22 protein-coding genes are annotated in these 24,397 nt (G+C 68.5%); 10 read left to right on the plus strand and 12 right to left on the minus strand.

Translation table 11 applies throughout. The features are described 5' to 3' along the window. Nucleotides 1-32 precede the first annotated feature (32 nt). The 4 genes from AC5WS7_RS22835 to AC5WS7_RS22850 are packed head-to-tail and all read right to left on the minus strand — an operon-like array spanning nt 33 to nt 5,430. Complete coding sequence (locus AC5WS7_RS22835; RefSeq protein WP_174435003.1) at nt 33-635, minus strand: GTP-binding protein; 603 nt, start codon at nt 633-635, stop codon at nt 33-35. Then, on the minus strand, nt 616-990 hold the full coding sequence (locus AC5WS7_RS22840; protein ID WP_040818858.1) for a DUF742 domain-containing protein: 375 nt from the start codon (nt 988-990) through the stop codon (nt 616-618). The genes AC5WS7_RS22835 and AC5WS7_RS22840 overlap by 20 nt, the downstream gene beginning before the upstream one ends. Before the next feature lie 7 nt (nt 991-997). Further along, nucleotides 998-1,411, minus strand: a complete 414-nt coding sequence (locus AC5WS7_RS22845) for a roadblock/LC7 domain-containing protein (RefSeq protein ID WP_011207200.1) — start codon at nt 1,409-1,411, stop codon at nt 998-1,000. Then, nucleotides 1,408-5,430 carry a sensor histidine kinase gene (locus AC5WS7_RS22850; RefSeq protein ID WP_495956602.1) on the minus strand — a complete coding sequence of 1,341 codons (4,023 nt, stop codon included), beginning with the start codon at nt 5,428-5,430 and terminating at the stop codon, nt 1,408-1,410. The genes AC5WS7_RS22845 and AC5WS7_RS22850 overlap by 4 nt, the downstream gene beginning before the upstream one ends. A gap of 318 nt (nt 5,431-5,748) precedes the next feature. On the opposite strand from AC5WS7_RS22850, the gene AC5WS7_RS22855 reads away from it, so the two are divergent. The 4 genes from AC5WS7_RS22855 to AC5WS7_RS22870 all read left to right on the plus strand — a co-directional run bounded on the left by AC5WS7_RS22855 (nt 5,749) and on the right by AC5WS7_RS22870 (nt 10,435). Beyond that, complete coding sequence (locus AC5WS7_RS22855) at nt 5,749-7,869, plus strand: AMP-binding protein (protein WP_495956603.1); 2,121 nt, start codon at nt 5,749-5,751, stop codon at nt 7,867-7,869. Nucleotides 7,870-7,947: 78 nt separating this feature from the next. Beyond that, nucleotides 7,948-8,337, plus strand: a complete 390-nt coding sequence (locus AC5WS7_RS22860) for a hemophore-related protein (protein WP_495956604.1) — start codon at nt 7,948-7,950, stop codon at nt 8,335-8,337. A 44-nt stretch (nt 8,338-8,381) separates the two neighbouring features. Beyond that, nucleotides 8,382-9,086: a response regulator transcription factor gene (locus AC5WS7_RS22865; RefSeq protein WP_495956605.1), complete on the plus strand. Its 705-nt coding sequence runs from the start codon at nt 8,382-8,384 to the stop codon at nt 9,084-9,086. Then, nucleotides 9,083-10,435: a sensor histidine kinase gene (locus AC5WS7_RS22870; RefSeq protein WP_495956606.1), complete on the plus strand. Its 1,353-nt coding sequence runs from the start codon at nt 9,083-9,085 to the stop codon at nt 10,433-10,435. The genes AC5WS7_RS22865 and AC5WS7_RS22870 overlap by 4 nt, the downstream gene beginning before the upstream one ends. A gap of 51 nt (nt 10,436-10,486) precedes the next feature. Here AC5WS7_RS22870 and AC5WS7_RS22875 read toward each other — a convergent pair whose 3' ends face one another. Next, nucleotides 10,487-10,849 carry an FKBP-type peptidyl-prolyl cis-trans isomerase gene (locus tag AC5WS7_RS22875; protein ID WP_495956607.1) on the minus strand — a complete coding sequence of 121 codons (363 nt, stop codon included), beginning with the start codon at nt 10,847-10,849 and terminating at the stop codon, nt 10,487-10,489. A 221-nt stretch (nt 10,850-11,070) separates the two neighbouring features. Between AC5WS7_RS22875 and AC5WS7_RS22880 the strand changes: the two genes are divergently transcribed. Both AC5WS7_RS22880 and AC5WS7_RS22885 read left to right on the plus strand, forming a co-directional pair. Beyond that, nucleotides 11,071-11,874 (plus strand): TrmH family RNA methyltransferase, encoded by an 804-nt coding sequence (locus tag AC5WS7_RS22880; RefSeq protein ID WP_495956608.1) that lies wholly within the window; start codon nt 11,071-11,073, stop codon nt 11,872-11,874. After that, complete coding sequence (locus AC5WS7_RS22885) at nt 11,871-12,173, plus strand: DUF2537 domain-containing protein (RefSeq protein WP_495956609.1); 303 nt, start codon at nt 11,871-11,873, stop codon at nt 12,171-12,173. Before AC5WS7_RS22880 ends, AC5WS7_RS22885 begins: the two co-directional genes overlap by 4 nt. A gap of 17 nt (nt 12,174-12,190) precedes the next feature. On the opposite strand, the gene AC5WS7_RS22890 is transcribed toward AC5WS7_RS22885, so the two are convergent. The 3 genes from AC5WS7_RS22890 to serC all read right to left on the minus strand — a co-directional run bounded on the left by AC5WS7_RS22890 (nt 12,191) and on the right by serC (nt 15,758). Then, nucleotides 12,191-12,940 carry a DUF6928 family protein gene (locus AC5WS7_RS22890; protein ID WP_495956610.1) on the minus strand — a complete coding sequence of 250 codons (750 nt, stop codon included), beginning with the start codon at nt 12,938-12,940 and terminating at the stop codon, nt 12,191-12,193. Between the two features lie 243 nt (nt 12,941-13,183). After that, the gene (gene sepH / locus AC5WS7_RS22895; RefSeq protein ID WP_495956611.1) at nt 13,184-14,368 is read right to left on the minus strand and encodes a septation protein SepH; all 1,185 of its coding nucleotides are present in this window, start codon (nt 14,366-14,368) and stop codon (nt 13,184-13,186) included. 262 nt (nt 14,369-14,630) lie between these two features. Next, a complete protein-coding gene (gene serC / locus AC5WS7_RS22900; RefSeq protein ID WP_495956612.1) occupies nt 14,631-15,758 on the minus strand; it encodes a phosphoserine transaminase in 1,128 nt (375 codons plus the stop codon). Nucleotides 15,759-15,900: 142 nt separating this feature from the next. On the opposite strand from serC, the gene AC5WS7_RS22905 reads away from it, so the two are divergent. Further along, nucleotides 15,901-16,635 carry a hypothetical protein gene (locus AC5WS7_RS22905; protein WP_495956613.1) on the plus strand — a complete coding sequence of 245 codons (735 nt, stop codon included), beginning with the start codon at nt 15,901-15,903 and terminating at the stop codon, nt 16,633-16,635. A gap of 120 nt (nt 16,636-16,755) precedes the next feature. Here the strand turns inward: AC5WS7_RS22905 and AC5WS7_RS22910 are convergent, their stop codons facing one another. Together AC5WS7_RS22910 and AC5WS7_RS22915 are read right to left on the minus strand one after the other, a co-directional pair. Next, nucleotides 16,756-17,682, minus strand: coding sequence for a polysaccharide deacetylase family protein (locus AC5WS7_RS22910; RefSeq protein ID WP_495956614.1), 927 nt, complete (start codon nt 17,680-17,682; stop codon nt 16,756-16,758). Nucleotides 17,683-17,832: 150 nt separating this feature from the next. Continuing rightward, nucleotides 17,833-18,978 carry a citrate synthase 2 gene (locus AC5WS7_RS22915; RefSeq protein ID WP_067886537.1) on the minus strand — a complete coding sequence of 382 codons (1,146 nt, stop codon included), beginning with the start codon at nt 18,976-18,978 and terminating at the stop codon, nt 17,833-17,835. Between the two features lie 257 nt (nt 18,979-19,235). On the opposite strand from AC5WS7_RS22915, the gene pdxH reads away from it, so the two are divergent. From pdxH to AC5WS7_RS22930, 3 genes are all read left to right on the plus strand, one after another. After that, nucleotides 19,236-19,913 carry a pyridoxamine 5'-phosphate oxidase gene (gene pdxH / locus AC5WS7_RS22920; protein WP_495956807.1) on the plus strand — a complete coding sequence of 226 codons (678 nt, stop codon included), beginning with the start codon at nt 19,236-19,238 and terminating at the stop codon, nt 19,911-19,913. A 238-nt stretch (nt 19,914-20,151) separates the two neighbouring features. Further along, on the plus strand, nt 20,152-21,435 hold the full coding sequence (locus AC5WS7_RS22925) for an MFS transporter (protein ID WP_495956615.1): 1,284 nt from the start codon (nt 20,152-20,154) through the stop codon (nt 21,433-21,435). 182 nt (nt 21,436-21,617) lie between these two features. After that, nucleotides 21,618-22,931, plus strand: a complete 1,314-nt coding sequence (locus AC5WS7_RS22930) for a citrate synthase (protein WP_495956616.1) — start codon at nt 21,618-21,620, stop codon at nt 22,929-22,931. Between the two features lie 117 nt (nt 22,932-23,048). Here AC5WS7_RS22930 and AC5WS7_RS22935 read toward each other — a convergent pair whose 3' ends face one another. Beyond that, the gene (locus tag AC5WS7_RS22935) at nt 23,049-23,729 is read right to left on the minus strand and encodes an MspA family porin (RefSeq protein ID WP_495956617.1); all 681 of its coding nucleotides are present in this window, start codon (nt 23,727-23,729) and stop codon (nt 23,049-23,051) included. Between the two features lie 16 nt (nt 23,730-23,745). Further along, complete coding sequence (locus tag AC5WS7_RS22940; RefSeq protein WP_495956618.1) at nt 23,746-24,372, minus strand: MspA family porin; 627 nt, start codon at nt 24,370-24,372, stop codon at nt 23,746-23,748. Nucleotides 24,373-24,397 lie beyond the last annotated feature (25 nt).

Here is a 24,397-nt window from a genome sequence, read left to right on the forward strand (position 1 = left end):
ACAGGGCTCGCGACCCTGGATCGCCGGGCCGCTCAGTAGCCCTGTACGACCTTGCGCAGCGCGTACTCGGTGACCGAGACCAGCGCCTGCTTGACCGGCTCGCGCCGACGCGCGTCGATCGACATGATCGGCACGTCCGCCGGGACCGCCAGCGCCTGCCGGATGTCCTCGGTCGGATACCTGGGCGCATCGTCGAATTCGTTGATGGCTACCAGGAACGGCAGGCTCCGCGCCTCGAAGTAATCGACGGCGGCGAAACTGTCCTCCAGCCGGCGGGTGTCGACCAGGACCACGGCGCCGATGGCGCCGCGGATCAGGTCGTCCCACATGAACCAGAAGCGGTACTGCCCCGGTGTACCGAACAGGTAGAGCACGAGGTCGTCGGCGAGGCTGATCCTGCCGAAGTCCATCGCCACCGTGGTGGTGTTCTTGGTCGGCACGGCGGCCAGGCTGTCGACCCCGACACTGGCATTGGTGACCAATGCCTCGGTGCGCAGCGGAACGATCTCCGAAACCGCACCGACCAGGGTCGTCTTGCCCACACCGAAACCGCCCGCGACCACGATCTTCGCCGAGGTAGGTTTACTGGTGCGGGTATCGACCTGGGCCGTCGAATCAAATACGCCGGAGTCCACTAAGAACCCTTTCGATCAGCTCGCGACGTTCATCGTCGCTCGAGTCGTCCTTCAATGTCGCCGAGACTCGTACATGTCCGGCCTCGATGAGATCGGCAACGAGAACGCGTGCCACCCCGATCGGGATACCCAGCCGGGCAGCCAGTTCGGCAACCGATGGCGACTCCCTGCACAACTCCACAATTGACGTCTCGATATTGGTGAGTTCGAACTGCCGCTCGAAGGCGACCGCTTGCGCTGCGACGAGGGCCTCCAACGCCAACTCGACCGTCGGCCGCGTACGGCCGGCGGTCAGTGAGTATGGGCGTACGAGGCTCGGCTCGGCGCTCCCCACGCGCTGGTTGTCTATGTCCATCCCACCATCAGGAACCCATCGTGACGCGAGGCGTCGCCTGAACCGTCTGGCCCACCCGCTCGACCAACAACGCCATCTCGTAGCCGACCTGGCCGATGTCGCACGACGTGTTGGTCAGCACGGCCAGATAGGACCCGTCGCCGACGGCCATCAGCAATAGGTAGCCGTGTTCCATCTCGACCACCGACTGCAGAACGGTGCCGCCCTCGAACAGGTTCGACACACCCACCGAGAGGCTGGCCAGCCCGGCAGTCACTGCGGATAGCTGTTCGGCACGGTCCACGGGCAACTGGGCGCTCGCGGCCATCAACAGACCGTCCGCCGAAACCAGCACGGCATGAGCGACGCCAGGAACCTCGTTGGCGAAGTTCGAAACCAGCCAGTCCAGCTGACGGTTCGTACCACCTAGATCGGGGTTCATCGGTCTCCTTTATCTCCGGTAAGGTTCATTGCCTTCATTGCGCGGCCATCCCGGACGCCCTGCTGGTGACGACTCAGACTTGACCTGATGGACTCGGGGTCACGGCTACTCGGTACCCGGTCGACCTTGCCACCGACACCGCCGGGAACGAGCCGGTTACCCGGATCGCGCTGCGGCAGTCCGGATGCGGTGCGCTTGTCCGACGGCGCCTCGACCGCCCGGCGGGCGGCCTCCCAGCCTTCGTCGCCCGGCGACTCGAAGGCGGCAGCCACCTGCGAACGATCCGAATTCGGATCCGCCAGCCAGGCCGACATCATCTCCGCGAAGATCGGACTGTCGGCCATCGACGAGCGAGTGTCCTCGGTGGGCTGCAACCGCGTCTGGAAGAACGCGGCCGTCTTCTGCGGGTTGGACTTGAAACTGTGGCGACCGCGTTCGCGGCCCTCGCCCAGGTCCTCCCCCTTGTCTGTGTTCTCGGCCGACCGATCCGCGGGCGGCAGGCTCAGGCCGGGCGTCGGCAGCGGACGCGGCGGCAGTTCGGCACCGGGCTTGCGCTGCGGCAGACCGGTTATACCCGAATCCCGCTGCGGTATCCCAATTTCCGCCGAATCCCGTTGCGGCAATCCGGGCGAAGCCGGGCTGCGCCGCGGCAGACCGGTTCCGGCGGAATCGCGTTGCGGCAGATCGCCGGTCAGCGGGTCATCGCGCTTGGGCAGATCCCCGGTGAGCGGATCGCGCTTCGACAGACCGCCGGCCGTGTTCTCCCGCTGCGGCAGACCGGGGCTCTCGCGCTTGGGCAGGCCGTTGCCCTCCCGTTGCGGCAGACCGTTGCCGGTGTTCTCCCGTTGCGGCAGACCGTTGCTCGCGGCATCCCGCTGCGGCAGACCACCCGGCCCGCGCTGCGGCAGACCGTTCGCACCCGGCTGACGTCGCGGCAGACCGTTGGCACCCGGCTCACGTTGCGGCAGACCGCCTTCGCGCGGCGGCAGACCACCGGCGGACGAATCCCGCTGCGGCAGGGCGTTGCTCGCGGCATCGCGCTGCGGGAGATCCCCGGTCAGCGGATCGCGCTTCGGCAGGCCGGTGCCCGGCGTATCCCGCTGCGGCACGGCCGAATCGCGCTGCGGCAGACCATTGCCCGCCGTATCACGCTGGGGCAGTCCGCCCTTCGCGGCATCCCGCTGAGGCAGACCGTTCGGTCCGCGTTGCGGCAGGCCGTTACCCGCGGTATCGCGCTGCGGCGGGCCATCGCCCCGTTGCGGCAGACCGCTGGGTCCGCGCTGGGGCAGGCCGTTGGCACCGGGCTCGCGCCGAGGTAGACCACCGGGACCCGGCTGCCGGTTGGCGGCCGGACGCTCCGGCAGACCGCCGGGGCCCTGCGGTGGCGTCGGACCGCCCGGCGCATCCGGACCCGCCGGACCTCCGCGACGCGGCAGACCCGCAGCTCCCATACCGCGCTGCGGCAGGCCGCCGGGGCCACCGGCCGCGCGCGGCGGCACACCGCCCGCACCGGGTTCACGCTGTGGCGCACCGTTGTCACCGCGCTGACGCTGCGGCAGACCGCCGGTGCGCGGTTGGCCCGCGGCGCCGGGCTGACGCTTGAGCATGTTCGCGGCCAGGTTGGCCTGCGGCTGCGCGAGTCCGCCACCGGTATTCGGGCGCTGCGGCAGATTCGCGCCGGGCTGCGCACCCGGCATCTGCGGACCGTTGGCGCCGGGCTCGCGCTGCGGCAGACCCGGACCGCCGTCGACGGTGCTGCGCCGCAGGGTCGGGCCATCCGCGCCGGGCTGACGCTGCGGCAGTCCCCCGGGCGTCGCACTGCCCGGCTGACGCTGCGGCAGCCCGCTCGGCGCCGCGCCTCCCGGCTGACGCAGCGGCAGGCCGCCGTTCGGCGCGGGCGGGGTGGACCCGATCACGCCCTGGGCCGATACGGCGTCCTCGACATCCTCGGATTCGGTCGGGATCGCCCCGCTGACACCGGGGTCCACGGTCACCATCATGTTGCCGCTCGGCGTACGGGTGACCGCACGCGTCTGCATGGTGGCCGACGGAGTGGTCGACTGCGGCTGCACCGGAATCGGCTGCGACGGCGTGGGCACCTGCGGGGTGGCCTGCGTCGGCACGGCGAGCGTGCCGCCGACCGGCGCGACGATGATCGGCTTGGGCAGATGCACCGTGACCGTGACGCCCGGATCCCGGGCGGTGTCGAAGGTGGGCCGCAGCCGCACCGTCAGACCGTGCCGCTCGGCGAGCCGGCCGACCACGAACAGACCCATGTGCCGCGCGGTGTCCGGGCCCACCTCGGCGGCGGTCTCCAGGCGGCGGTTGATGTCGGCCATCTCGGCCGGGGGCATGCCGATACCGCGGTCGGCGACCTCGACCAGCAGGCCCTGATCGTGTGCCTGCGCGAAGGTGAACTTGACGTCGGTCTCCGGCGGCGAGGCGCGCAGCGCGTTGTCCAGCAACTCGGCGAAAAGGTGCGCCAGATCGGAGGCGGCGGGTTCGGTGATGGCGCCGCGCGGGGTGGCGCCCAGTTTCACCCGTTCGTAGTCCTCGACCTCGGAGATGGCCGCGCGCAGCACGTCGGCGATCTCGACCGGCGCGGACTTACCGCGCCGCTGCCGGGTACCGGCCAGAATCAGCAGGTTGTCGCCGTTGCGTCGCATACGGGCGGCGAGGTGGTCCAGCCGGAAGAGGTTCTCCAGCAGACGCGGGTCCTTCTCGTCGTACTCCATCGCCTCGATGAGCGAGAGCTGATGGTCGACAAGGGATTTCGAGCGCCGGGCCAGGGTCTCGAACATATCGTTGACCTGGGTACGCATCGAGGCCTGATCCGCCGCCAGGCGCAACGCCTGGCCGTGGATGTCGTCGACGGCGCGAGCGAGCTGGCCGACCTCCTCGTCGGTGTGCACCGGCATCGGCTCGAGCGGAACGTCCTCCGGGGATGCGCCGTCACGTAGCCGGGAGACCTCGTGACCGAGGTCGTGCTCGGCGACGCGCAGCGCGGCCAGGCGCAGCTTGCGCAGCGGCACGATCATCGAGCGCGCGATGACGACCGCGAGCAGCAGCGCCGCCATGATCGTCGCGATGACGATGATCGCGTACCGGATCGCGCCGGTGCGGGCGTCGTCGGCCAGGTGGTTCACTCGCGCGGTGATCTGACTGGTCGAGCTGTCGACGATCTTCTGGTAGTACGACAGGCTGTCCTGCAGGGACTGCTTGAGGTCGGCGACCGGAATCTGGCCGACGGCGGCCTGCGGGCTGCCGGCCAATTCGATTCGCTTGTTCACCAGCTGGTTCAGCGCGGTGATCGTCGGATCGTTGTCCGGGAAGCGGTGCGCCAGGGTGGAGAGCATCTGCCGCTCGGTGTTGGCCGCGATCTGGAAGTCGCGCAGCGCGCCCTTGGAATCGCCGCGCAGCGCCTCCGAGATGGCGGCGACCTCCGAAACCTCCACCGCGCGGGTGTTCAGCGTGTCGACCAGGCGCAGCTTGGCCTGCTCCACCTGCGGGTCGGAGACGGTCGAGGTGATCTGCTCGGTCGTCCGGACGCTGTTCTGCCGGATGCTCTCCTCGTGGTTGACCGCGTCGGTGACCGAGGGGGACGGCGTGTGTCCGTTGGCCCGCACCTCCTTGGCACCGGTGATCATCTGGTCGAGCGCGCTCTGCCCGCCCGGCACGCCGTCCAGCCGCGCCGAGTTCTTCTGGGCGGAGTTGATGGCGTTGTCGAGGGCGGTGAGATCGGCGTCCTGCACCAGCGATTGGCCCGGGGCGATCTGCGCCATCTGTTCACTGGCCACCGTGGCCTCCGCGCCACTGAGGCCGGTCACCGCAGGAATCGCCCCGACGTGTGTCACCGCGGCATCCAGTCGACTCGAGTCGCTGAACTGCGCCGCGATCCTGGACGCGCCGAGCACCACCGCAACGAGAAGGGGGACGGCCAGAACCGCCGTAACCTTCCAACGCAGGTCCCAGTTGCTAAGCGCCCAACGCTTGTTGCCGGACCTAGCGGCGTCGCGCATCTTCACTCACTTTCCAAACTGGCCCCAGCCATGCGCCATCAGCGAGCCTCCACGATCGCATGGCTGGACTCGTTTGGCACAGCGGGCCGAGATCTGCGGCAGGCCGTGAAATTGCGTCCTTGACGGCCGAAATATGTGACATGCGATTCTAACGGATCAATAACTTCTTGTGTGACCTGTTGGCAACCTCCGCACATTGACCAGCCTGTTCTGGACAAAATCAAAGGTCGCGGCGCCCGCCCGGACGCCGCGTGAAGTCTGCCACAATCAGGCTGATCTATCGAGGCGGGCGTCGAGGCGAGGCAGGGAGTCACACGGTTGAACGCACAGCAGGAGTACCGGCCCACCTACCAGACGAGCCTGGTCGACCCGTCGGACTTCTGGGGCGCGGCCGCGGCTGCTGTCAGCTGGGATGTTCCCCCCACGCAGATTCTCGACGGCACCGCCCGCCCGACGGCCCGCTGGTTTCCCGACGCTCGGCTCAACACCTGCTACAACGCACTGGACCGTCATGTGCGCGATATCACACCGATAGAGCCCTCGACAGCGGCCGCGCCGGGTCGTGATCTCATCGAGACCGGATCGAATTCGGATCGAGTCTGGAACGCCACCGGAGGCCGCGCCGACCAGCCCGCGCTCATCTACGACTCCGCCATGACGGGCGCCACCGTCGTCTACACCTATGCCGAACTGCTTGCCGAGGTGGCGCAGTTCGCCGGGGCGATGCTGCGACTCGGGGTGCGCACCGGCGACCGGGTCGTCATCTATATGCCGATGATTCCGGAGGCCGTCATCGCGATGCTGGCCTGCGCGCGGATCGGGGCGGTGCATTCGGTGGTGTTCGGCGGATTCGCCGCGCACGAACTGGCCGCCCGCATCGACGACGCCGAACCGGTGCTGATCGTCACCGCCTCGGGCGGTCTGGAACCGGGTAAGCGGCTGGAGTACCCGCCGATCGTGTTGCAGGCGCTGGATCTGGTCCGCACCATCGCGCCCCGGCACGTGGTGGTCAAACAGCGCCCGAACTTCCCGATCCTGCGGTTCGCGGCGCCCCAGCCCGCCACCGAACACCTGCCGGGCTCCGCGGAAAGCGTTGCCGCGCAATGGCTGGACTGGGAGGACATGGTCGCGGACGCCGAGCCGGCCGATCCGGTTCCGGTCGCGGCGACCGATCCGCTCTATATCCTCTACACCTCCGGCACCACCGGAAAGCCCAAGGGCGTGGTGCGCGACAACGGCGGCCACGCGGTCGCGCTGATCTGGTCGATGCGATACATCTACGACATGGCCCCCGGCCAGGTCATGCTCACCACCTCCGATATCGGCTGGGTGGTCGGGCACTCCTACATCGTCTACGCACCCCTGCTGATCGGCGCGACGACCGTACTCTACGAGGGCAAACCCGTCGGTACCCCGGATCCGGGCGCGTACTGGCGCATGGTCGAACAGCACGGCGTGCACGTGATGTTCACCGCACCGACCGCACTGCGCGCGATCCGCCGGGCCGATCCGGACGCCGCCGCGGCCCACCGGCACGATCTGTCCGGTCTGCGCGCGCTGTTCTGCGCCGGTGAGCGGCTGGACCCCACCACCCTGGAGTGGACCCGCGACGTGGTGCTGGCCGATCGCCCGGACTGCCCGGTGGTGGACCACTGGTGGCAGACCGAAACCGGCTGGCCCATCTGCGCGGATCCGCTGGGGCTGCAGCAACTTCCGATCAAATCCGGCTCGGCCTCGCTGCCGGTGCCCGGCTACCGCCTGCGGGTGCTGGACTTCGAGGGCGACGCGGTCGCCGCGGGCACCGAGGGCAACATCGTGATCGGCCTACCCCTGCCCCCGGGCACGCTCACCGGCCTGTGGGGCGATGACGACCGATTCGTGCGCTCGTACCTGTCGGCCTTCCCCGGCCACTACCTGACCGGCGACTCCGGCTACTTCGACGAGGACGGCTACCTCTACGTCCTGGGCCGTAGCGACGACGTGATCAACATGGCCGGGCACCGCCTCTCGGCCGGCGGTATCGAGGCCGCGGTGGCCGGACATCCCGCCGTCGCCGAATGCGCCGTGATCGGCATCCCCGACGAACTCAAGGGCCAGCGCCCGATCGCCTACGTGGTGCTCAAATCCGACGGGGCCGGGCAAACCGTCCAGGTCGATCCGGATCGGCTGCGCGAGGAACTCACCGCCCGCGTCCGGGAGCAGATCGGCGCGATCGCGACCCTGTACGACGTCATCGTGGTGCAGGCGCTGCCCAAGACCCGCTCCGGCAAGATCCTGCGAAAGACCATGCGGCAGATCGTCTCCGGCGAGGAGTGGGAGATGCCCGCCACCATCGAGGACCCCGCCGTGCTGGTCGCGCTGGATGACCAGATCATCGCCGCCGGTCATCCCGCGGGCCCGGGCACGGCGGCCGACGGCTCCCCGGTCCGGTCCTCATAGTCTTCTCATAATCGGTTCACAGCGGCCCCAGAGCGTGACCCTAGAGTCTCGGTCGTTCCCCGAGCGGAAGGATTTCTCATGATCACGCTGCGTAACCGCCGCCGCACCGGCACCGTCCTCGCGATCGGTGGCCTGGCCACCGCCGCCGCCCTGCTCTCCCCCGGCATCGCCGCCGCCGCGCCGATGGATATGGTTGCGCCCCTGCTGAATTCGACTTGCAGCTTCGATCAGGTCGATCGCGCGCTACACGCCAAGAATCCCCAGCTCGCCTCGATCCTGGACTCCAATCCCAGCCAGAAGGCACAGCTGAAGGCGAAGTTCGACGAGCCGGTCCAGCAGCGCCGCGCCGAGGCCCAGCAATATCTCGCCCAGCATCCCGAGGCGCAGCGGCAGATCCAGAACGATCCCCGAGCCTCGGGTATGCAGCAGACCATCCAGGCCGTCGCGGACAGCTGCCACAACTACTGACGGTCTGTTACCCGGGCCCGGCCCGCCCATCTGTGCAGAATGTAGTGGTGACGAGCCACGACAATCCGACCGTTCTGCTGGTCGACGACGACGAGGATCTGCTGGCCTCGGTCGAGCGCGGACTGCGGCTGTCCGGGTTCCGGGTGATCATCGCCCGCGACGGCGCGCAGGCGCTGCGCAGCGTGACCGAGCAGTCCCCCGACGCACTCGTCCTGGATATGAACATGCCTGTCCTGGATGGCGCTGGGGTGGTCACCGCACTGCGGGCGATGGGTAACGAGGTGCCCATCTGTGTCCTGTCCGCGCGAAATTCGGTGGACGACCGGATCGCCGGACTGGAGTCCGGCGCCGACGACTATCTGGTCAAACCGTTCGTCCTGGCCGAACTGGTCGCCCGGATCCGGGCGCTGCTGCGCCGCACCGACCCTCCCGCGCCGCTGACGCCGGGCGCGATCAGCGTCGGCCCGCTCGAGGTCGACGAGGCCGGCTATCGCGCCCTGCTCAACGGCCGGGAACTCGAGCTCACCAAGAGGGAATTCGAACTGCTGTCCACACTCGCCCGCAACGCCGGGGTGGTACTGAGCCGCGAACGCCTGCTCGAACTGGTGTGGGGATACGACTTCGCCGCCGACACCAATGTGGTCGACGTATTCGTCGGCTATCTGCGCCGCAAGCTCGAGGCCGACGACACGCCGCGGTTGCTGCACACCATCCGCGGCGTCGGCTTCGTGCTGCGAGCGCCGAAGTGACCGTCGCGGCACCGTGGATGCGACGACGGCGTCGTCGCTCCTATTCGCTGCGCACCCGCGTGGCGGCGGCCGCCGCACTCGGCGCGATCATCCTCACCGCTCTGCTGGGCTGGCTGTCCATGGTCGCCATCCAGCGCAACGCCATCACCCAGGCCGATCAGGAACTGAACGTGGCCTCGCGCATCGTGCTGATGCAGCCGGTGATCGCGGCCGGGGTGCTGTCGGTGGTCACCCCCAGCAAGGATCTGGCGGTGACCGTCCGCGACGACGGCGAGGTCCAGGCCTCGACGCTCATGCGACTGCCGAAACTGGATCCGGGCTCGCACACCGTCACCCTCGACGACACTCCGTACCGCATCATGACCACCACCGAGAATCAGCAGCCCGGCCGCGTGGTCTCGATGGGCATTCCGCTGAACGACGCCTATCACGCGACCAGCCAGCAACGTCGCTGGGTGTTGTCCGCGGCCGGACTGGCAATGGTCGCCGCGGCAGCGCTCGGCTGGATGTTCGGCGGCCGGGCGGTACGGCCGATCGTGAATCTGACCCGGCAGGTCGGCGCGCACAGCGGCACCGGCGAGAGCGCGACCCGGGTGGACGGGTCGGGGGTGCGCGAGGCCGAACAACTCGCCGACGCGGTGAATTCGCTGTTGGATCGGGTGCGCGCCGCACAGGCCGAAACGGCCGCCGCACTCGAGACCGCCCGCGATTTCGCCGCGGTATCCGCACACGAACTACGCACCCCGCTCACCGCCATGCGCACCGATCTCGAGGTGTTGCGCACGTTGGACCTGGACGCGGACCAGCGCGCGGAGATCCTGGCCGATCTGCAACGCAGCCAGTCCCGGGTGGAGGCGACCCTGGCCGCACTCGAACGGCTCGCGGCCGGTGAGCTCACCAACGAGCGCGACCACGTGGAGACCGACCTCGGTGATCTGATCGACCAGTCCGCCCACGACGCCATGCGGCTCTTCCCGCAGTTGACTGTGCGCATCGACACCGATCCGGAACTGATCATCCGGGGCCTGCCCACCGGGCTGCGCCTCGCGGTGGACAACGCGCTGACCAATAGCGCCCGGCACGGCGGCGCGACCCGGGCGCTGGTCGCCGCACATCGCACGCCCGAGGGCGTGGTGATCTCGGTGGACGACGACGGGCGCGGCATTCCCGCGCAGGAGCGAGCCGAGGTCTTCGAACGATTCATCCGCGGCAGCCAGGCCACCAAGGGCGGTTCCGGGCTGGGGCTGGCTCTGGTCGCCCAGCAGGCCCAATTGCACGGCGGGAGAGCCTATTTCGAGGACAGTGTCCTGGGCGGGGTGCGGCTGGTACTGGAATTCCCGAACCGGTGAGCACCCGCACGGCACGCGCGGTGCCGTGCGCGCGAGGGGTGTGCGACGCCGCTAGTTGACGACGTTCAGCAGGTCGATGACGAAGACCAGGGTCTTCCCCGAGAGCGGATGACCCGCACCGGCCGCACCGTAGGCCTGCTCCGGCGGGATGGTGAGCTGGCGGCGGCCGCCGACCTTCATCCCCGGGATGCCGTCCTGCCAGCCCTGGATCAGGCCGCGCAGCGGAAACGTGATGGACTCACCACGGCTCCACGAGGAGTCGAATTCCTCACCGGTGTCGTATTCCACGCCCACGTAGTGCACCTCGACGGTGCCACCGGGCGCCGCCTCGGCACCCGTACCCTCGACGAGGTCCTTGATCACCAGAGTGCTCGGCGCGGGGCCGTCCTGGAACTCGACTTCAGGCTTGGTCATGCGTCCTCTTCCGTTGCGATGGGTTAGCCAATTTACTGTTCACCATATCGTTGCTCGCGAAACCAGAAAGTTGATGCGGGCTGTGTCACCGGCCTCCGCTCCGCTCCGGCGGGTCTTGGCCCCCGAAGGCTCGCCCTTCAAAGTTGGCGTTATTCGGGGCCGGTGGGACTGGCTGACCACAGGGGTCGGCGTTGTCCATGTCGGTGGCAGGATTGTGCGTCGTGGCCGACGTGATCGATATCGAGGACCCCGCCGATCCGCGGGTCGCGGCGTTCCGCGACCTCAAATCCGCGGATCGCCGCCCGGATCTACCCGGACGCCAGGGGTATGTGATCGCCGAGGGCGTCGTGGTGGTGCGGCGAATGCTGGATTCGCGCTTCACTCCGTTCGGACTGCTGGGCGTCGCTCGGCGATACGAGGAACTGGCCGGCGATCTGACCGGCGTGGACGTGCCGTACTACCGAGCCACCGCGGAGGTGATGGCCGAGATCATCGGATTCCATCTCAATCGCGGGGTGCTGGCGGCCGCTCGCCGTCCCGCCGAACCCGATCCGGACCGGATACTGGCCTCGGCGCGGACCGTCGCGGTGTTGGAGGGCGTCAACGATCACGAGAACATCGGCTCGATCTTCCGCAACGCGGCCGGGCTCGGCGCGGACGCCGTGCTGTTCGGCGACCGCTGCGCCGACCCGCTGTACCGGCGCGCGGTGCGGGTCTCGATGGGGCATGTGCTGCGGGTGCCGTTCGCCCGGTTGCCCGACTGGCCCGCAAGTCTGGACATGTTGCGCAGCAAGGGTTTTCAGGTCATCGCATTGACGCCCGACCCGACCGCGGCCACACTGGCCCGGGTGATGACCGGTGACCGGGTGGCGTTGCTGCTCGGAGCCGAGGGGCCGGGACTGACCGAAACGGCCATGGCCGCCACCGATATTCGCGCCCGCATCCCGATGACGCCGGGCACCGATTCGCTCAATGTGGCCACCGCCGCCGCGATGGCCTTCTACGAAAGGGTGCGCATCTCGTGAATCAGCCTCCGGGCGCCCGCTACGGCGCCTATCCCGAACCGACGCCATGGGCGGCGGGAATCGCGGTGTCCGCCCTGGTGGCGGTGCTCGCCACCGCCGGGGTGTACGCGTTCGGAGCCGCACTGGCACAGGTGCATTGGACGCTGGCCGTCGTGGTGAACCTCGTCGCGGTCGGCGGCGCGGCCCCGAGCGCCTGGCGCTGGCGCGGCACGCCGGTCGTGCGGTGGATCCTGCTGGGCGTCGCCGTCGGAGTCGGGCTGGGCTGGAGCGCTCTACTGGTCGCCGCGATCTCTTCCTGACTCACACGAGCCGTCGTTCACGCCGTCGTCTCGTGCACGTGATCGGTTCGACCGCGCAGCCAGCCGAACCAGCGACCGCTGTTGTGCGAGTCGTCCTGCGCCTGGTCCGGACGGATCGGCAACGGCGCCTGCCCCTTCGGGAACAGGCTGAAGCCGCAGACCGGAACATCCTCCGGCTCGAGTGCGCCGTCGTGCTGCCCGCCGCGATAATGGAAGCCGAGCCATTCGGCATTGGCCCCGTCGGCGAATTCGGTCGGATCGAACGGCAGGGTTTGCGGGTCCGGGAATTCGCCGGGCAGCAAACGCAATGGATGCTCCCCCGCCCAGTACGACCGCTCCCACACCTGCGGCAACCCCTCGTTCTCGAGAATGTCGACTCGGGTGGAACTGAACGACCGGCGGAATTCGCCACGCTCCCAATGGGCGAACGCCCCCCAGCCCCGCTCGACGTCGTACGAGATCAGATAGCTGTGCTCGGAGGCGAGCGGACGGACCAGCAACTCCGGAAGCCGGGTCGGCCGGGCCACCGCGGCCTGCGTCGTGCACACCACGGTGACGCCCGGATAGCAGCCGATATAGATCGAGCCAGGATCCGGCCCGGCCCAGACCTTCAAAGTGCCCGAGGCGGCCGGGACCACGTCGAGATCGGGATTGAGCTGCCGGGCAAGCGCCAGTGCGGCAGCCGGATCCGGATCCGGATGCTCGCGCAGCACCGCGACCGGGTCGGGCGCGTCGACGTACCAGAGGGACGAAGCAGTGGACGGCACTTGCGACACCTCCCGATCCTCGTACGGGTAAGCATAGCTACTCCACAGCAATCACAGCGCCGGATGACATCCGAACCCACCATCACCGGTGCCCGCCCGAAATAGCTGGGCGCTATGAGAAAAATCTACCCTCCGGCACACCGAAACGGTGCACTTCGGATGACGCGTGCGCGTGTCAAGACCGGTTTCGCCGGAACCGGACATATCACCGGATCGGCGAACCCCGGTGTGCGAGGCGGAAAATCAGTGACCCGAGCTGCGCACTCCCAGCAGCACGTCCTCCCAGGACGGCATGGGCGCCTTGCCGCGCTTGGCCTTCGACCGCGTCTGCTTGGCGGGCGGCTTGGCCTCCTCGGTGGCCGGCTGGTTCGCGGCGGCCGCGGGCGAGGACTTCGCCGCCGCGGCGGGAGCGGACTTCGCCGTGGCGGCGGCCGGCTTCGCCGCGGGTGCCGGAGCCGGCTTCGCCGCGGCAGCGGGCTTGGTCGCCTTCGCCGCCGCGGGCTGCGCGCGTTCGGGTGCGGGCTCGACCTGTTCGCGCGACGGCGTCGCGGCCGGCGCCGACTGCTCACGTGCGGGCGCGGCGTACTCCGCGGCCGGGGCCTGCGGCTCCCGGGACGGTGCGGCAGGCGGCGCGGCGACCGGAGTCGACTGCGCGGCCACCGGCACCGAACTGCCACCGACGGCACGCTTCTCGAAGAATTCCTCGGCCTCGGTTTCCCGCTCGGTCACCGCCGCGGGCTCGTCACGCGGCGGCGGGGTCGGCGCCACCGGGGCCACCGGCTCCACCGGCGCGGCCTGTTCGGCGGCGGGTTCGGGCAGTATCGTCGCCAGGCCGCGCAGCGCCCGGCCGAAATCGGGATCGACCAGATCATTGGCCGGGTCGTCCAGCGGCGTCACCGAACCGCCGTGCGCGTCCGGCTGGAAACGCCAGTGCGCGGCGATCACCGAACGACCTGCCTGCCACTGCAATTGGGCGACCCAGTAGCCCTTCTCGTCCTTCCAGGCATCCCATTCGGCGATATCGATATTGTGGCCGCGCTCGGCGAACGCGGCCGAGACCACATCGATGAGAGTTTCCACGGCCGGGCCGTCCTTGCGAACCGGGTGCGCCTTCTGCGCCAACTCCGCGGCCCGCGCGCGCTCGAGCAGGACCGGATAGGCGAACCGCTCGACGCGGCTCAGCGGCATTCCGGATTCCTCGGTCACCTGCTCCACGGACGCACCGGCACGGATACGGGCCTGGATATCGCGAGGACGCATAGTCGCTTCCGTTTCGATCTCGATCTGGCCGAATCGGGCAAGGTCTCCTCGGGCGGCAGCGCGCAGTTTTTCGTCGGCGGCGAGCCGGTACTTCTGTCCGGACTCGGGATCGATGCACACGATGTGCGCGGAATCGGGCGTCAGACCGATCACTCGAAGCTCACGCACCGTTACCTCCTTATCAGTGCAGCGAACACAGCGCCGCGTCGATCACAGCATGGCTCGCGACACCGCCCACGTTCTGGAACAGTAGTGCACTTCTGAGATTCATGTGGCAGGACACGCGCGCGGAAATCTCCCGGGAGACTTCCGCGCGCGCTATCGTGTTCAATTCAGCCCGCTTCGATCAGCATGTTCGCGACCCGGCCGGATCGCCATTCAATGGCCGAAATCCGCTGAAACATCCGACCGACCCCCCTGCCGCATTCGCCTACTTGGCGATTTCCTGGACGACCCAGTCGATACTACGCGTCAGCTGCGTGATGTCATCGGGATCGATCGCCGGGAACATACCGACGCGCAACTGGTTGCGGCCCAGTTTGCGATACGGCTCGGTGTCGACGATTCCGTTGGCGCGCAGCACCTTCGCAACCTGCGCGGCATCGACCGAATCGACGAAATCGACGGTGCCGACGACCTGCGAGCGATGCGCCGGATCGGCCACGAACGGGGTGGCGAATTCACTGGACTCGGCCCAGGCGTACAGCCGTGAGGAGGAATCCAGGGTGCGCTTGACCGTCCAGTCCAGGCCGCCGTTGGCGTTCATCCACTCGATCTGGTCGGCCAGCAGCAGCAGGGTGCCCAGCGCCGGGGTGTTGTAGGTCTGATCCTTGGAGCTGTTGTCGACCGCGATCGGCAGGGACAGGAATTCCGGGGTGAACCGGCCCGACTCCTTGATCTCCGCGACCCGCTCGAGCGCCTTGGGGCTCATCAGGGCGATCCACAGCCCGCCGTCGGAGGCGAAGCATTTCTGCGGGGCGAAGTAGTAGACGTCGGAGTCGGCGATGTTCACCGGCAGACCGCCCGCGCCCGAGGTGGCGTCGATGGCGATCAGCGCGTTCTCCGAACCGGCCGGACGCTGGACCGGAACCGCGACGCCGGTCGAGGTCTCGTTGTGCGCCCAGGCGATCACATCGGCCTGCGGATCGGCGACCGGCTCGGGCGCGGTGCCCGGATCGGTCGAGACGACGATCGGATCGCCGATGAACGGGTTCTTCTTGGCCACGGCGGCGAACTTCGAGCTGAACTCACCGTAGGTCAGGTGCAGCGAACGCTCCCGGATCAGGCCGAAGGCGGCCGCATCCCAGAACGCGGTGGTGCCGCCGTTGCCGAGTACCACCTCGTAGCCGTCGGGCAGCGAGAACAGCTCGCGCAGGCCCGCGCGCACCCGCGCGACGACGTCCTTGACCGGCTTCTGCCGATGGCTGGTGCCGAACACCGACGCGCCGACCTCGACCAGCGCGTTCAGCTGTTCCGGACGGACCTTGGACGGTCCGCAGCCGAAACGTCCGTCGGCTGGTTTGAGTTCGGCGGGGATGCTCGGCAAGGCAGCGGTCATGGTCCCAAGCCTAATGGCCCGCCACCGCGATGTTTAATTTGCCTCGCGTCCGACCGCTTCGACCTTCGGGCTAATCCGGAATTTCTTCGCATAGATGGTCGAAAGGCCGTGATGCATCTCGTATTCCGGTTACCGTAAGCCTATGCGGGAGCGCGCGAGCGAACGACCAGCACCGGTGATCTCGAGCACTCGTTCCGGCCTGTTCGGCCGCTGGTCGGCGCACTGGGGTTCGCCCGGTTTCGCGATCCGGCACGGCGCGCTGTCCGAACCGGCCCAGCGTGAGGTGCTGATGCTGGGGCTCGCGGGCACCGCGCGGATTCTCGGGGTGCGACCCTGCCGGATGCCGCCGTTCGCCGGGCCGGCGGTGGTGCGGAAGGCGGACGGCGTCGCGGGCGGCCGCGCCGAACCCGGGCACCTTTTCTGGATCCGCGTCGATATCGAGGATCGCCGGCCCTACGAGACACGGATCCGCCAGCGCGTCGGCGAGATGGATCTGATCGCCATGCAGCCCGGTGATGTCGTCGGCTGCCGGGTCGATCCGGGAGATCGCGATCGGGTCGTGCTGTACGTTCCGGGACCCGAGGAGTCCACCCGGGTCGGCATCGCGAAGATCCTCGCCAACGGCCGCCGCGCCGACGCCACCGTGCTCGCGGCCAGTCCCGTCGCCGCCGACTACACCGGACGCGACGATCCGGTCCTGCGACTCGACCTGGAACTGCGTGCCTGGGACGAACCCCGCCCCTGGTGGGTCCGCATCATCCAGCCCGTTCCGCTGTCCGCGATCGAACTGGTCGATCGGGGCAGGCATCTGGAGGTCGCCTTCTTCACCGTCGACCGCGGGGAATCGGTCGCGGTCGACTGGGCCGCGTCCGAATAGCCCCACTGTCCGGGATCGAGCGCCTGCCGGCTGAACGGTGCGCACGCACACCGTCACCGATTCGAGCGGTCCGCGCCTCGACGTTCACCTCAGGCGCGCCGGGAGCGGCAGTGGCCGCGACTACGGCAGGTGGACGAATTCGTAACCGGCGGAACGCAATCGGGTGATGGCGGCCAGCATGCCGGGAGCCGTGGCGGATTTCGGCCGGTGCATGTGGGCCAGGGCGATCGCGCCGGGGACGGCGGCGGCCATCTCGCGTTGGATCTGCGGACTGCTGAAGGTTGCCCCGCCGTCGGCGTTGATGCTGAATCCCACCGGGGTCTCGCCGAGTTCGTGCACGATCTCGACGGCGACGTTGTCGTAATGCGCGGTCCCGGTGCGGAAGAATCGCGGTGCGCGGCCGGTCAACCGGATCAAGCGTTCGTGGTTACCCCACACCTCGTCCACCGCCTGCTGCGCGGAAGCGGTTCCGGGGATGCCGTACGCCGAACGTCCGGTCACCGACAGCGGGCAGTGCCGGGTGCCGTGATTACCGATTTCGAACAGCGGATTGTTCGCGAGCGATTCCGCCCGCTTCGGATCGGCGTCGATCCAGCGTTCATTCAGGAACAATGTCGCCGGAATACGCTGCGATATCAGGAAATTCATCAGAACTTCATTCATCTGATCGTTTCCGGGGCCGCCGCAGGCGTCGAAGGTGAGTGCCATCTGTTTGCCCGCCGGGGCGAACGTGGTGATGATCCCGGGCATGGCCATCGCCCACGTCGCCGGTCGCTGCCCGTGATGCGCGGCGGCCACGGCCTCGGGCTGGGGTCCCGAAGCCGACTGTGCCGCGGGCGCGTTCGCGGGAGTCCCGGTCGTGGCCGCGAACATTGCCGCCGGGTCCCGCGTGGCGGTGACAGGAAGCGGCTGCCGGGTGGCGGCGGACAACGTCGCGGAGGTCGGCGAGGATCCCCACGCCTCGGCGCAGGCCGCGCTCACCAGGCCGGCGGCCGTCACCGCGCCCGCCGTCAGCAGGCCACGCCGGGAGATCACTCGTTCGAACACGGCACGGATCGTACGGGAAGACCTGGGCCGGGGCAGATCTCACGCGCCCACCGGCGAGAATCGGCGGCACCTGCCGTTCCGCGTGAATTCACCCGAAAGCACTCGACCGCCCGCGGTGGGCGGCGGGCAGCCGAATGCCGTTGTTCCGAGTTACTTGCCGGCGACCGACGCCCAACCGGTGACCGATTCCGGGCTGCGCGGCGCGGGCCCGGTGTAGATCGCCGCCGGACGCACCAGCTTGCCCAGTTGCTTCTGTTCCAGGATGTGCGCGCACCAGCCCGCGGTGCGGCCGCAGGTGAACATCGCGGGCATCATGTGCGCGGGCACCTCGGCGAAGTCGAGAATGACCGCGGCCCAGAATTCGACATTGGTCTCGATGGCGCGATCGGGACGGCGCTCGCGCAGCTCGGCGAGGGCGGCCTGTTCCAGCGCGGCGGCCACCTCGTACCGGGGCGCGCCCAGCCGCTCGGCGGTCGCGCGCAGCACCCGCGCGCGGGGATCCTCGGCCCGGTAGACCCGGTGGCCGAAGCCCATCAACTTCTCCTTGCGATCCAGAATGCCCTTGACCAGCGCACGAGCGTCGCCGGTGCGCTCGACCTCCTCGATCATCGGCAGCACGCGAGCGGGCGCGCCGCCGTGCAGCGGACCGGACATCGCGCCGATCGCGCCCGAGAGCGAGGCGGCCACGTCCGCGCCGGTCGACGCGATCACCCGGGCGGTGAAGGTGGACGCGTTCATGCCGTGCTCGGCCGCGGACACCCAGTACGCGTCGATGGCCTGGGTGTGCCGGGGGTCCGGATCGCCCTTCCAGCGGGTCATGAACCGCTCGGTGACCGTGGTGCACTCATCGATCTTCTTCTGCGGCACGGCGGGCTGATAGATGCCGCGGGCGGACTGCGCGACGTAGGACAGCGCCATCACCGAAGCGCGCGCCAGATTCTCCCGCGCGGTCGCGTCGTCGATGTCCAGCAGCGGCTGATAACCCCAGATGGGGGCGAGCATGGCCAGGCCGGCCTGTACGTCGACGCGCACGTCACCGGTATGGATCGGCAGCGGGAACGGCTCGGCCGGGGGCAGGCCGTGGCCGAATTCGCCGTCCACGAGCAGCGCCCACACATCGCCGAAGGTCACCCGGTTGGCGACCAGGTCCTCGATGTCCACGCCGCGGTACCGCAGCGCGCCGCCGTCCTTGTCGGGTTCGGCGATATCGGTGGTGAACGCCACCACGCCTTCCAGTCCGCTGACGAAATCGGGGGGTACGGCGGGGCCGGTGGATGCCGCAGCGCTGGTGGTCATTGCGGTGACTCTCCTTGCGATTCGGACCGCACGATCTCTGGGCGGCCACGCTGTTTCACTGCGACGCGCGAGATAGCCGGAGGTTCACTCGGACGTTGCGCCACGCGCGTCGACCGATAAGAACCTTAGTCCTTCCAATACTGCGGAGTAACCTCTGGTCCATGCGCGACGAGGAGAATTCACCCGGTTCCGCGGAAGCCACAGTGGGATTTCCCACTGGAAATTCGACCCCCGGGTACCCCGATGTGGGTGCGGCGATGCGCGCGGAAATGGATATCGCCGCCATGCGCGCGGAATACGGCGGCGATCCCGATCTGGATGAATCCTGGCTGTCCGAAGGCTGGGAACCGTTGCTGCGCAACTGGATCGAGCAAGCCACCCGGGCCGGTATCGCCGAGCCGAATGCCATGGTCCTGGCGACGGTGGAGATGAGCGGCGCGGGCCCGCGCCCGGCGTCGCGCACGGTGCTGTGCAAAGGGCTCTCGCAAGCCGGTGTGACTTTTTACACGAATTACGATTCCGCCAAGGGAAATCAGCTCGCCGCGATCCCTTACGCCTCGGCGACGTTCGCCTGGCCCGCCCTCGGCAGACAGGTCACCGTGCGCGGGCCGGTGAAACAGGTCGGTCCGGAGACCACGGCGGTGTATTGGCGCTCGCGTCCGCGCAATTCCCAGCTCGGCGCGTGGGCCTCGCAGCAGTCCCGGCCGGTCGCCTCGCGCACCGATCTCGATCGCGCGCTCGACAGCGTGACCAGACGCTTCGAGGGCGTCGACCAGCTACCGGTACCCGCGAACTGGGGCGGCTACCTGCTCACCCCGGAAACGGTCGAGTTCTGGCAGGGCCGCCGCAGCCGCCTGCACAACCGCATCCGCGTCACCCTGGAAGTCGGCAACTCCGACGTGTCCGCCATGAAGATAGAGCGCCTGCAGCCGTAATTCGGCCTCCGCTTCGTCGCTCCCCCTGCTCCGTCGGTCCAGAATCGCCCCGGGCCCCGCGCGATGAAAGCCGGCGTTATCCGCGTAATCGGATCCGGGTGCCCCCTGGGGTGCGTCGCAGCGCGCGAGAGCCGTGGCGGGAGCAGTCGGCCCCAGCGGATCGCCACACTTGCAATCATGGGATGAATCACTCGAAATTGGTGTTCCCGGGCCTTTCGCAACCGTTAATGTTCCGTCAGTGAAACTGCTCGCCGATATCACCCCGCTGCGCAACCAGGACTTCCGCCGCCTGTGGACGACCAATATCGTCACCGTCGTCGGGGCGCAGCTGACCGTCGTCGCGGTGCCGCAGCAGATCTTCCAGATCACGCACAGCTCCGGTTACGTCGGGCTGTCGGGGCTGTTCGGCCTGGTGCCGCTCATCGTGTTCGGGCTGTGGGGCGGCGCGCTGGCCGATGTCATGGACCGCCGCAAACTGCTGCTGATCACCAGTGCCGGAACCGGTCTGACCTCGGTGCTGTTCTGGGTGCAGGCGCTGGCGGGAGTGAACAACGTCTGGCTGGTGCTGGGGCTGTTCGCCGTGCAGCAGGGCTTCTTCGGCGTGAATCAGCCCACGCGCAGCGCGGTCTACCCGCGGCTGCTGCCCGGCCACCTGTTGCCGGCCGCCAACTCGCTCAACGCCACGGTCATGCAGTTCGGCGCTATCGCCGGGCCGGTACTGGCCGGGACGCTGATTCCGGTCGTGGGCCTGTCCGCGCTGTACCTGATCGATTCCATCGCCCTGCTGGCCACGCTGTGGGCGGTGTGGCGACTGCCCGGGGTGCCGCCGACCGGCGAGGCCCGCCGGGCCGGATTGCGCACTGTCGCAGACGGATTCGCCTATCTGACCACGCAACGGATCCTGCTCGCCTCGTTCGCGGTGGATATCATCGCGATGGTCTTCGGCATGCCGCGGGCGCTGTTCCCCGAACTCGCCCACGACACCTTCGGCGATCCGATCACCGGCGGCACCGCGCTGGGTCTGCTGTTCGCCGCGCTGTCCGCGGGCGCGGTGGCGGGCGGCATCTTCTCCGGCTGGCTCTCGCACCTGAGCCGGCAGGGCCTGGCGGTGGTGGTGTGCATCGCGCTGTGGGGGGTGGCCATGGTCGGTTTCGGCGTCGCGGTCGGCGTCACCGGACATCTGCTGAGCACCACCGTCGGACTCTGGATCGCGGTGGGCTGCTTGGCATTCGGCGGTGCGGTGGACATGTTCTCCGCGACGTTGCGCACCACCATGCTGCAGCAGGTCGCCACCGACGAGATGCGCGGGCGGCTGCAGGGCGTCTTCACCGTGGTGGTCGCCGGCGGACCGCGGCTGGGTGATGTTGCCCACGGTTTTGCGGCCGCCACCCTGGGTACCGCCGTCGCGGCGGCCGGAGGAGGTGTGCTCGTGGTGGTCGGCATGGTGCTCGCGACGCTGGCCTTCCCGGCCTTCGTACGATACCGAGTAAGCCGCGCACATGCCGAAATCCCGGTTGCCTGAGCACCGCGGCCCACTATCACGACACCCCCGCCGAACTCATCTCGAGCGGAGGTGACCGTGAGGTAGTTAACCAGACCCTCGCGATCCGCCGCTAACGGCCAGCGGCTAGCGTTGACGGTTGAGCGCATCGGACACCGACCGTGCCCGATGCCTACCGGTTCTAGCCTGAGAGGGATCCTTCCGTGCCCGCTGAGAACATCATCAACGTCGACGACGACGCCAAGCCGGTACTGTCCTACCCCGGTGGCGACTACCCGATGACAGTCACCAAGGCCGCCGAGGGCAATGACGGGATCGACCTCGGGAAGCTGCTGGCCAGCACGGGGTACGTCACCTACGACCCCGGTTTCGTGAACACGGCACCGACCAAGTCGGCGATCACCTACATCGACGGCGAGGCCGGCATCCTGCGTTATCGCGGATACCCGATCGAGCAGCTCGCCGCAGGTTCCAACTTCATCGAGGTCAGCTATCTGCTGATCTACGGTGAGCTGCCGACCGCCGCTCAGCTGGAGGATTTCACCGACCGGATCCGGCGGCACACCCTGCTGCACGAGGACCTCAAGCGCTTCTTCGACGGCTTCCCCCGCAACGCGCACCCGATGCCGGTGCTCTCCAGCGCGGTGAACGCCCTGTCGGCCTACTACCAGGACTCGCTGGACCCGCGTGATCCCGAACAGGTCGAGCTGTCCACGATCCGCCTGCTGGCCAAGCTGCCGACCATCGCGGCCTACGCCTACAAGAAGTCGGTCGGCCAGCCGTTCTTGTACCCGGACAACTCGCTGTCGCTGGTGGAGAACTTCCTGCGGATGACCTTCGGCTTCCCGGCCGAGCCCTACGAGGTCGACCCGGACGTCGCCGCGGCCCTGGACATGCTGCTGATCCTGCACGCGGACCACGAGCAGAACTGCTCGACCTCCACCGTTCGCCTGGTCGGCTCCTCGGACGCGAACCTGTTCACCTCGGTCTCCGGCGGCATCAACGCGCTGTGGGGCCCGCTGCACGGCGGCGCGAACCAAGCCGTGCTCGAAATGCTCGACGGCATCAAGGATTCCGGCGGCGACGTCAAGGAGTTCGTGCGCAAGGTCAAGAACAAGGAAGACGGCGTGAAGCTGATGGGCTTCGGGCACCGCGTCTACCGCAACTACGATCCGCGCGCGACCATCGTCAAGAAGACCGCCGACCAGATCCTCACCAAGCTGGGCGTGCAGGATCCGCTGCTGGACATCGCCAAGCAGCTCGAAGAGGCCGCCCTCGGTGACGACTACTTCGTCGAGCGCCGCCTGTACCCGAACGTCGACTTCTACACCGGCGTCATCTACCGGGCCATGGGCTTCCCGACCCGCATGTTCACCGTGCTGTTCGCCATGGGCCGCCTCCCCGGCTGGATCGCGCACTGGCGCGAAATGCACGGCGAGCCCATGAAGATCGGCCGCCCCCGCCAGATCTACACCGGCTACGGCGCCCGCGACTTCACCGAGATCGCCGGCCGCTGAAACAGCTCGCGGAAAGGCCCGCTCCCGATTCGGAAGCGGGCCTTTCCCATTCGCACGCGCGGATCATCGACAGGCGCGCGAGCCGCACCACCGCCGCCGCGCCCGGAACGGCGCCGGCTATATCGCCACCGGGTTGCCGTAGACGACGACGGTGTCGTCCGACAGCGCGGATTTCGTGGTGAGGATGGCGTACGAGCGGATCGCGGCCGCGCCCAGACAACCCGTCACCTTCACCTCGGACCGTCGAATTCCGACTTTGTTGCGTCCGTTGTGGATCGGGATGGTGGCGAGCGGAACGTCGCGGATCGTTCCGGTGGCGAAGGACATCGTGATCGATGGCGACACGGCGATGCCCGGATACAACGTGGCCATGGTGGTCGGCGAGCCCTTGTCATCCGGGGTGACGGTGATCGTCGACGAGTCGCCCACGGCCGGATTCGGGTTCAGGCCCAGCACCGAGACCATGCTCTGCAGATCGAGCACGACCGGGCCGGTGGCGATGGCACAGCCGACCTCGTAACCGATTGTGAGCGTGCCCTTTTCGAGCGCGGCGGACGCGGAGGACCCGGCGAGGGTGGCGTAGGCCTCGGCGGTCACCCGCGCCTCCCGCGTGGTCACCGGCAGACCGGTGACGTGCTGGATGGTTTCGCCGCGCTGTCCCAGGACGACCGTGCGGCCGTCGCCGGTCTCGGCAATCAGCTCGTGCGGCGACGCGGGTTCGAGCGTGTCCGCGGCGGCCTGGGACGTGGAGAACGTCGCCGCGGTCAGGACCGCCGCGATCCATACCGGGATACGCATTCGCCCGCGCCGCGAATCACAGCGCGATCGGGGCGCCATAGACCGCGACCGAATCGTCGGCCTCGCTCGATTTCGCGGCCATGATCGTATAGGAGCGGATGCTCGCGGGGCCGGCGCAGCCGTCGATGTGCAGGTGGGCATTGCGGCTGGTGACGAAGGCCTTGGTACCGGTCAGCGGCTTCTCGCCGAGCGGCACGTCGACAACCTTGCCGGGCTGCAGCGTGACGTTGAAGGACGGCGCGATGCTGGCCGTGGGCCCGATGTTGGCGCCGACCGTCGGCGTCGGAATACCGGCGGCGATGACGATACCGGGGGTGATGCCCAGGCTCACCGTCGCGCCCAGGGTGATGGTGGTCAGGTCCACCGCGCATCCGACGTTGTAGCCGGTCCGCAGCACGACGCCGGCGAGCGGTGATCCGCTGGCACCGACCGATCCGTAGGCCTGGTTGGTGACGAACACCTCGCGGGTGGTGCCGATGCCGTTGAGCGGAAGCACCCGGTTGGCCTGCTCGTCGTGCTGCCCCACCTTCAGCTGCCAGCCGTCCGGCATGGTGATCGACTGTTCGTGCGGGGCAATCGAAATCACGTCGGCGTGTGCCGTCGGAACACCGACCGCAAGAATGGCCGCCGCGGCGGCGGCCACGGACATCGGAAAACCTGCTCGCATT

The organism is Nocardia sp. PLKS1-43 (genome assembly GCF_059510335.1).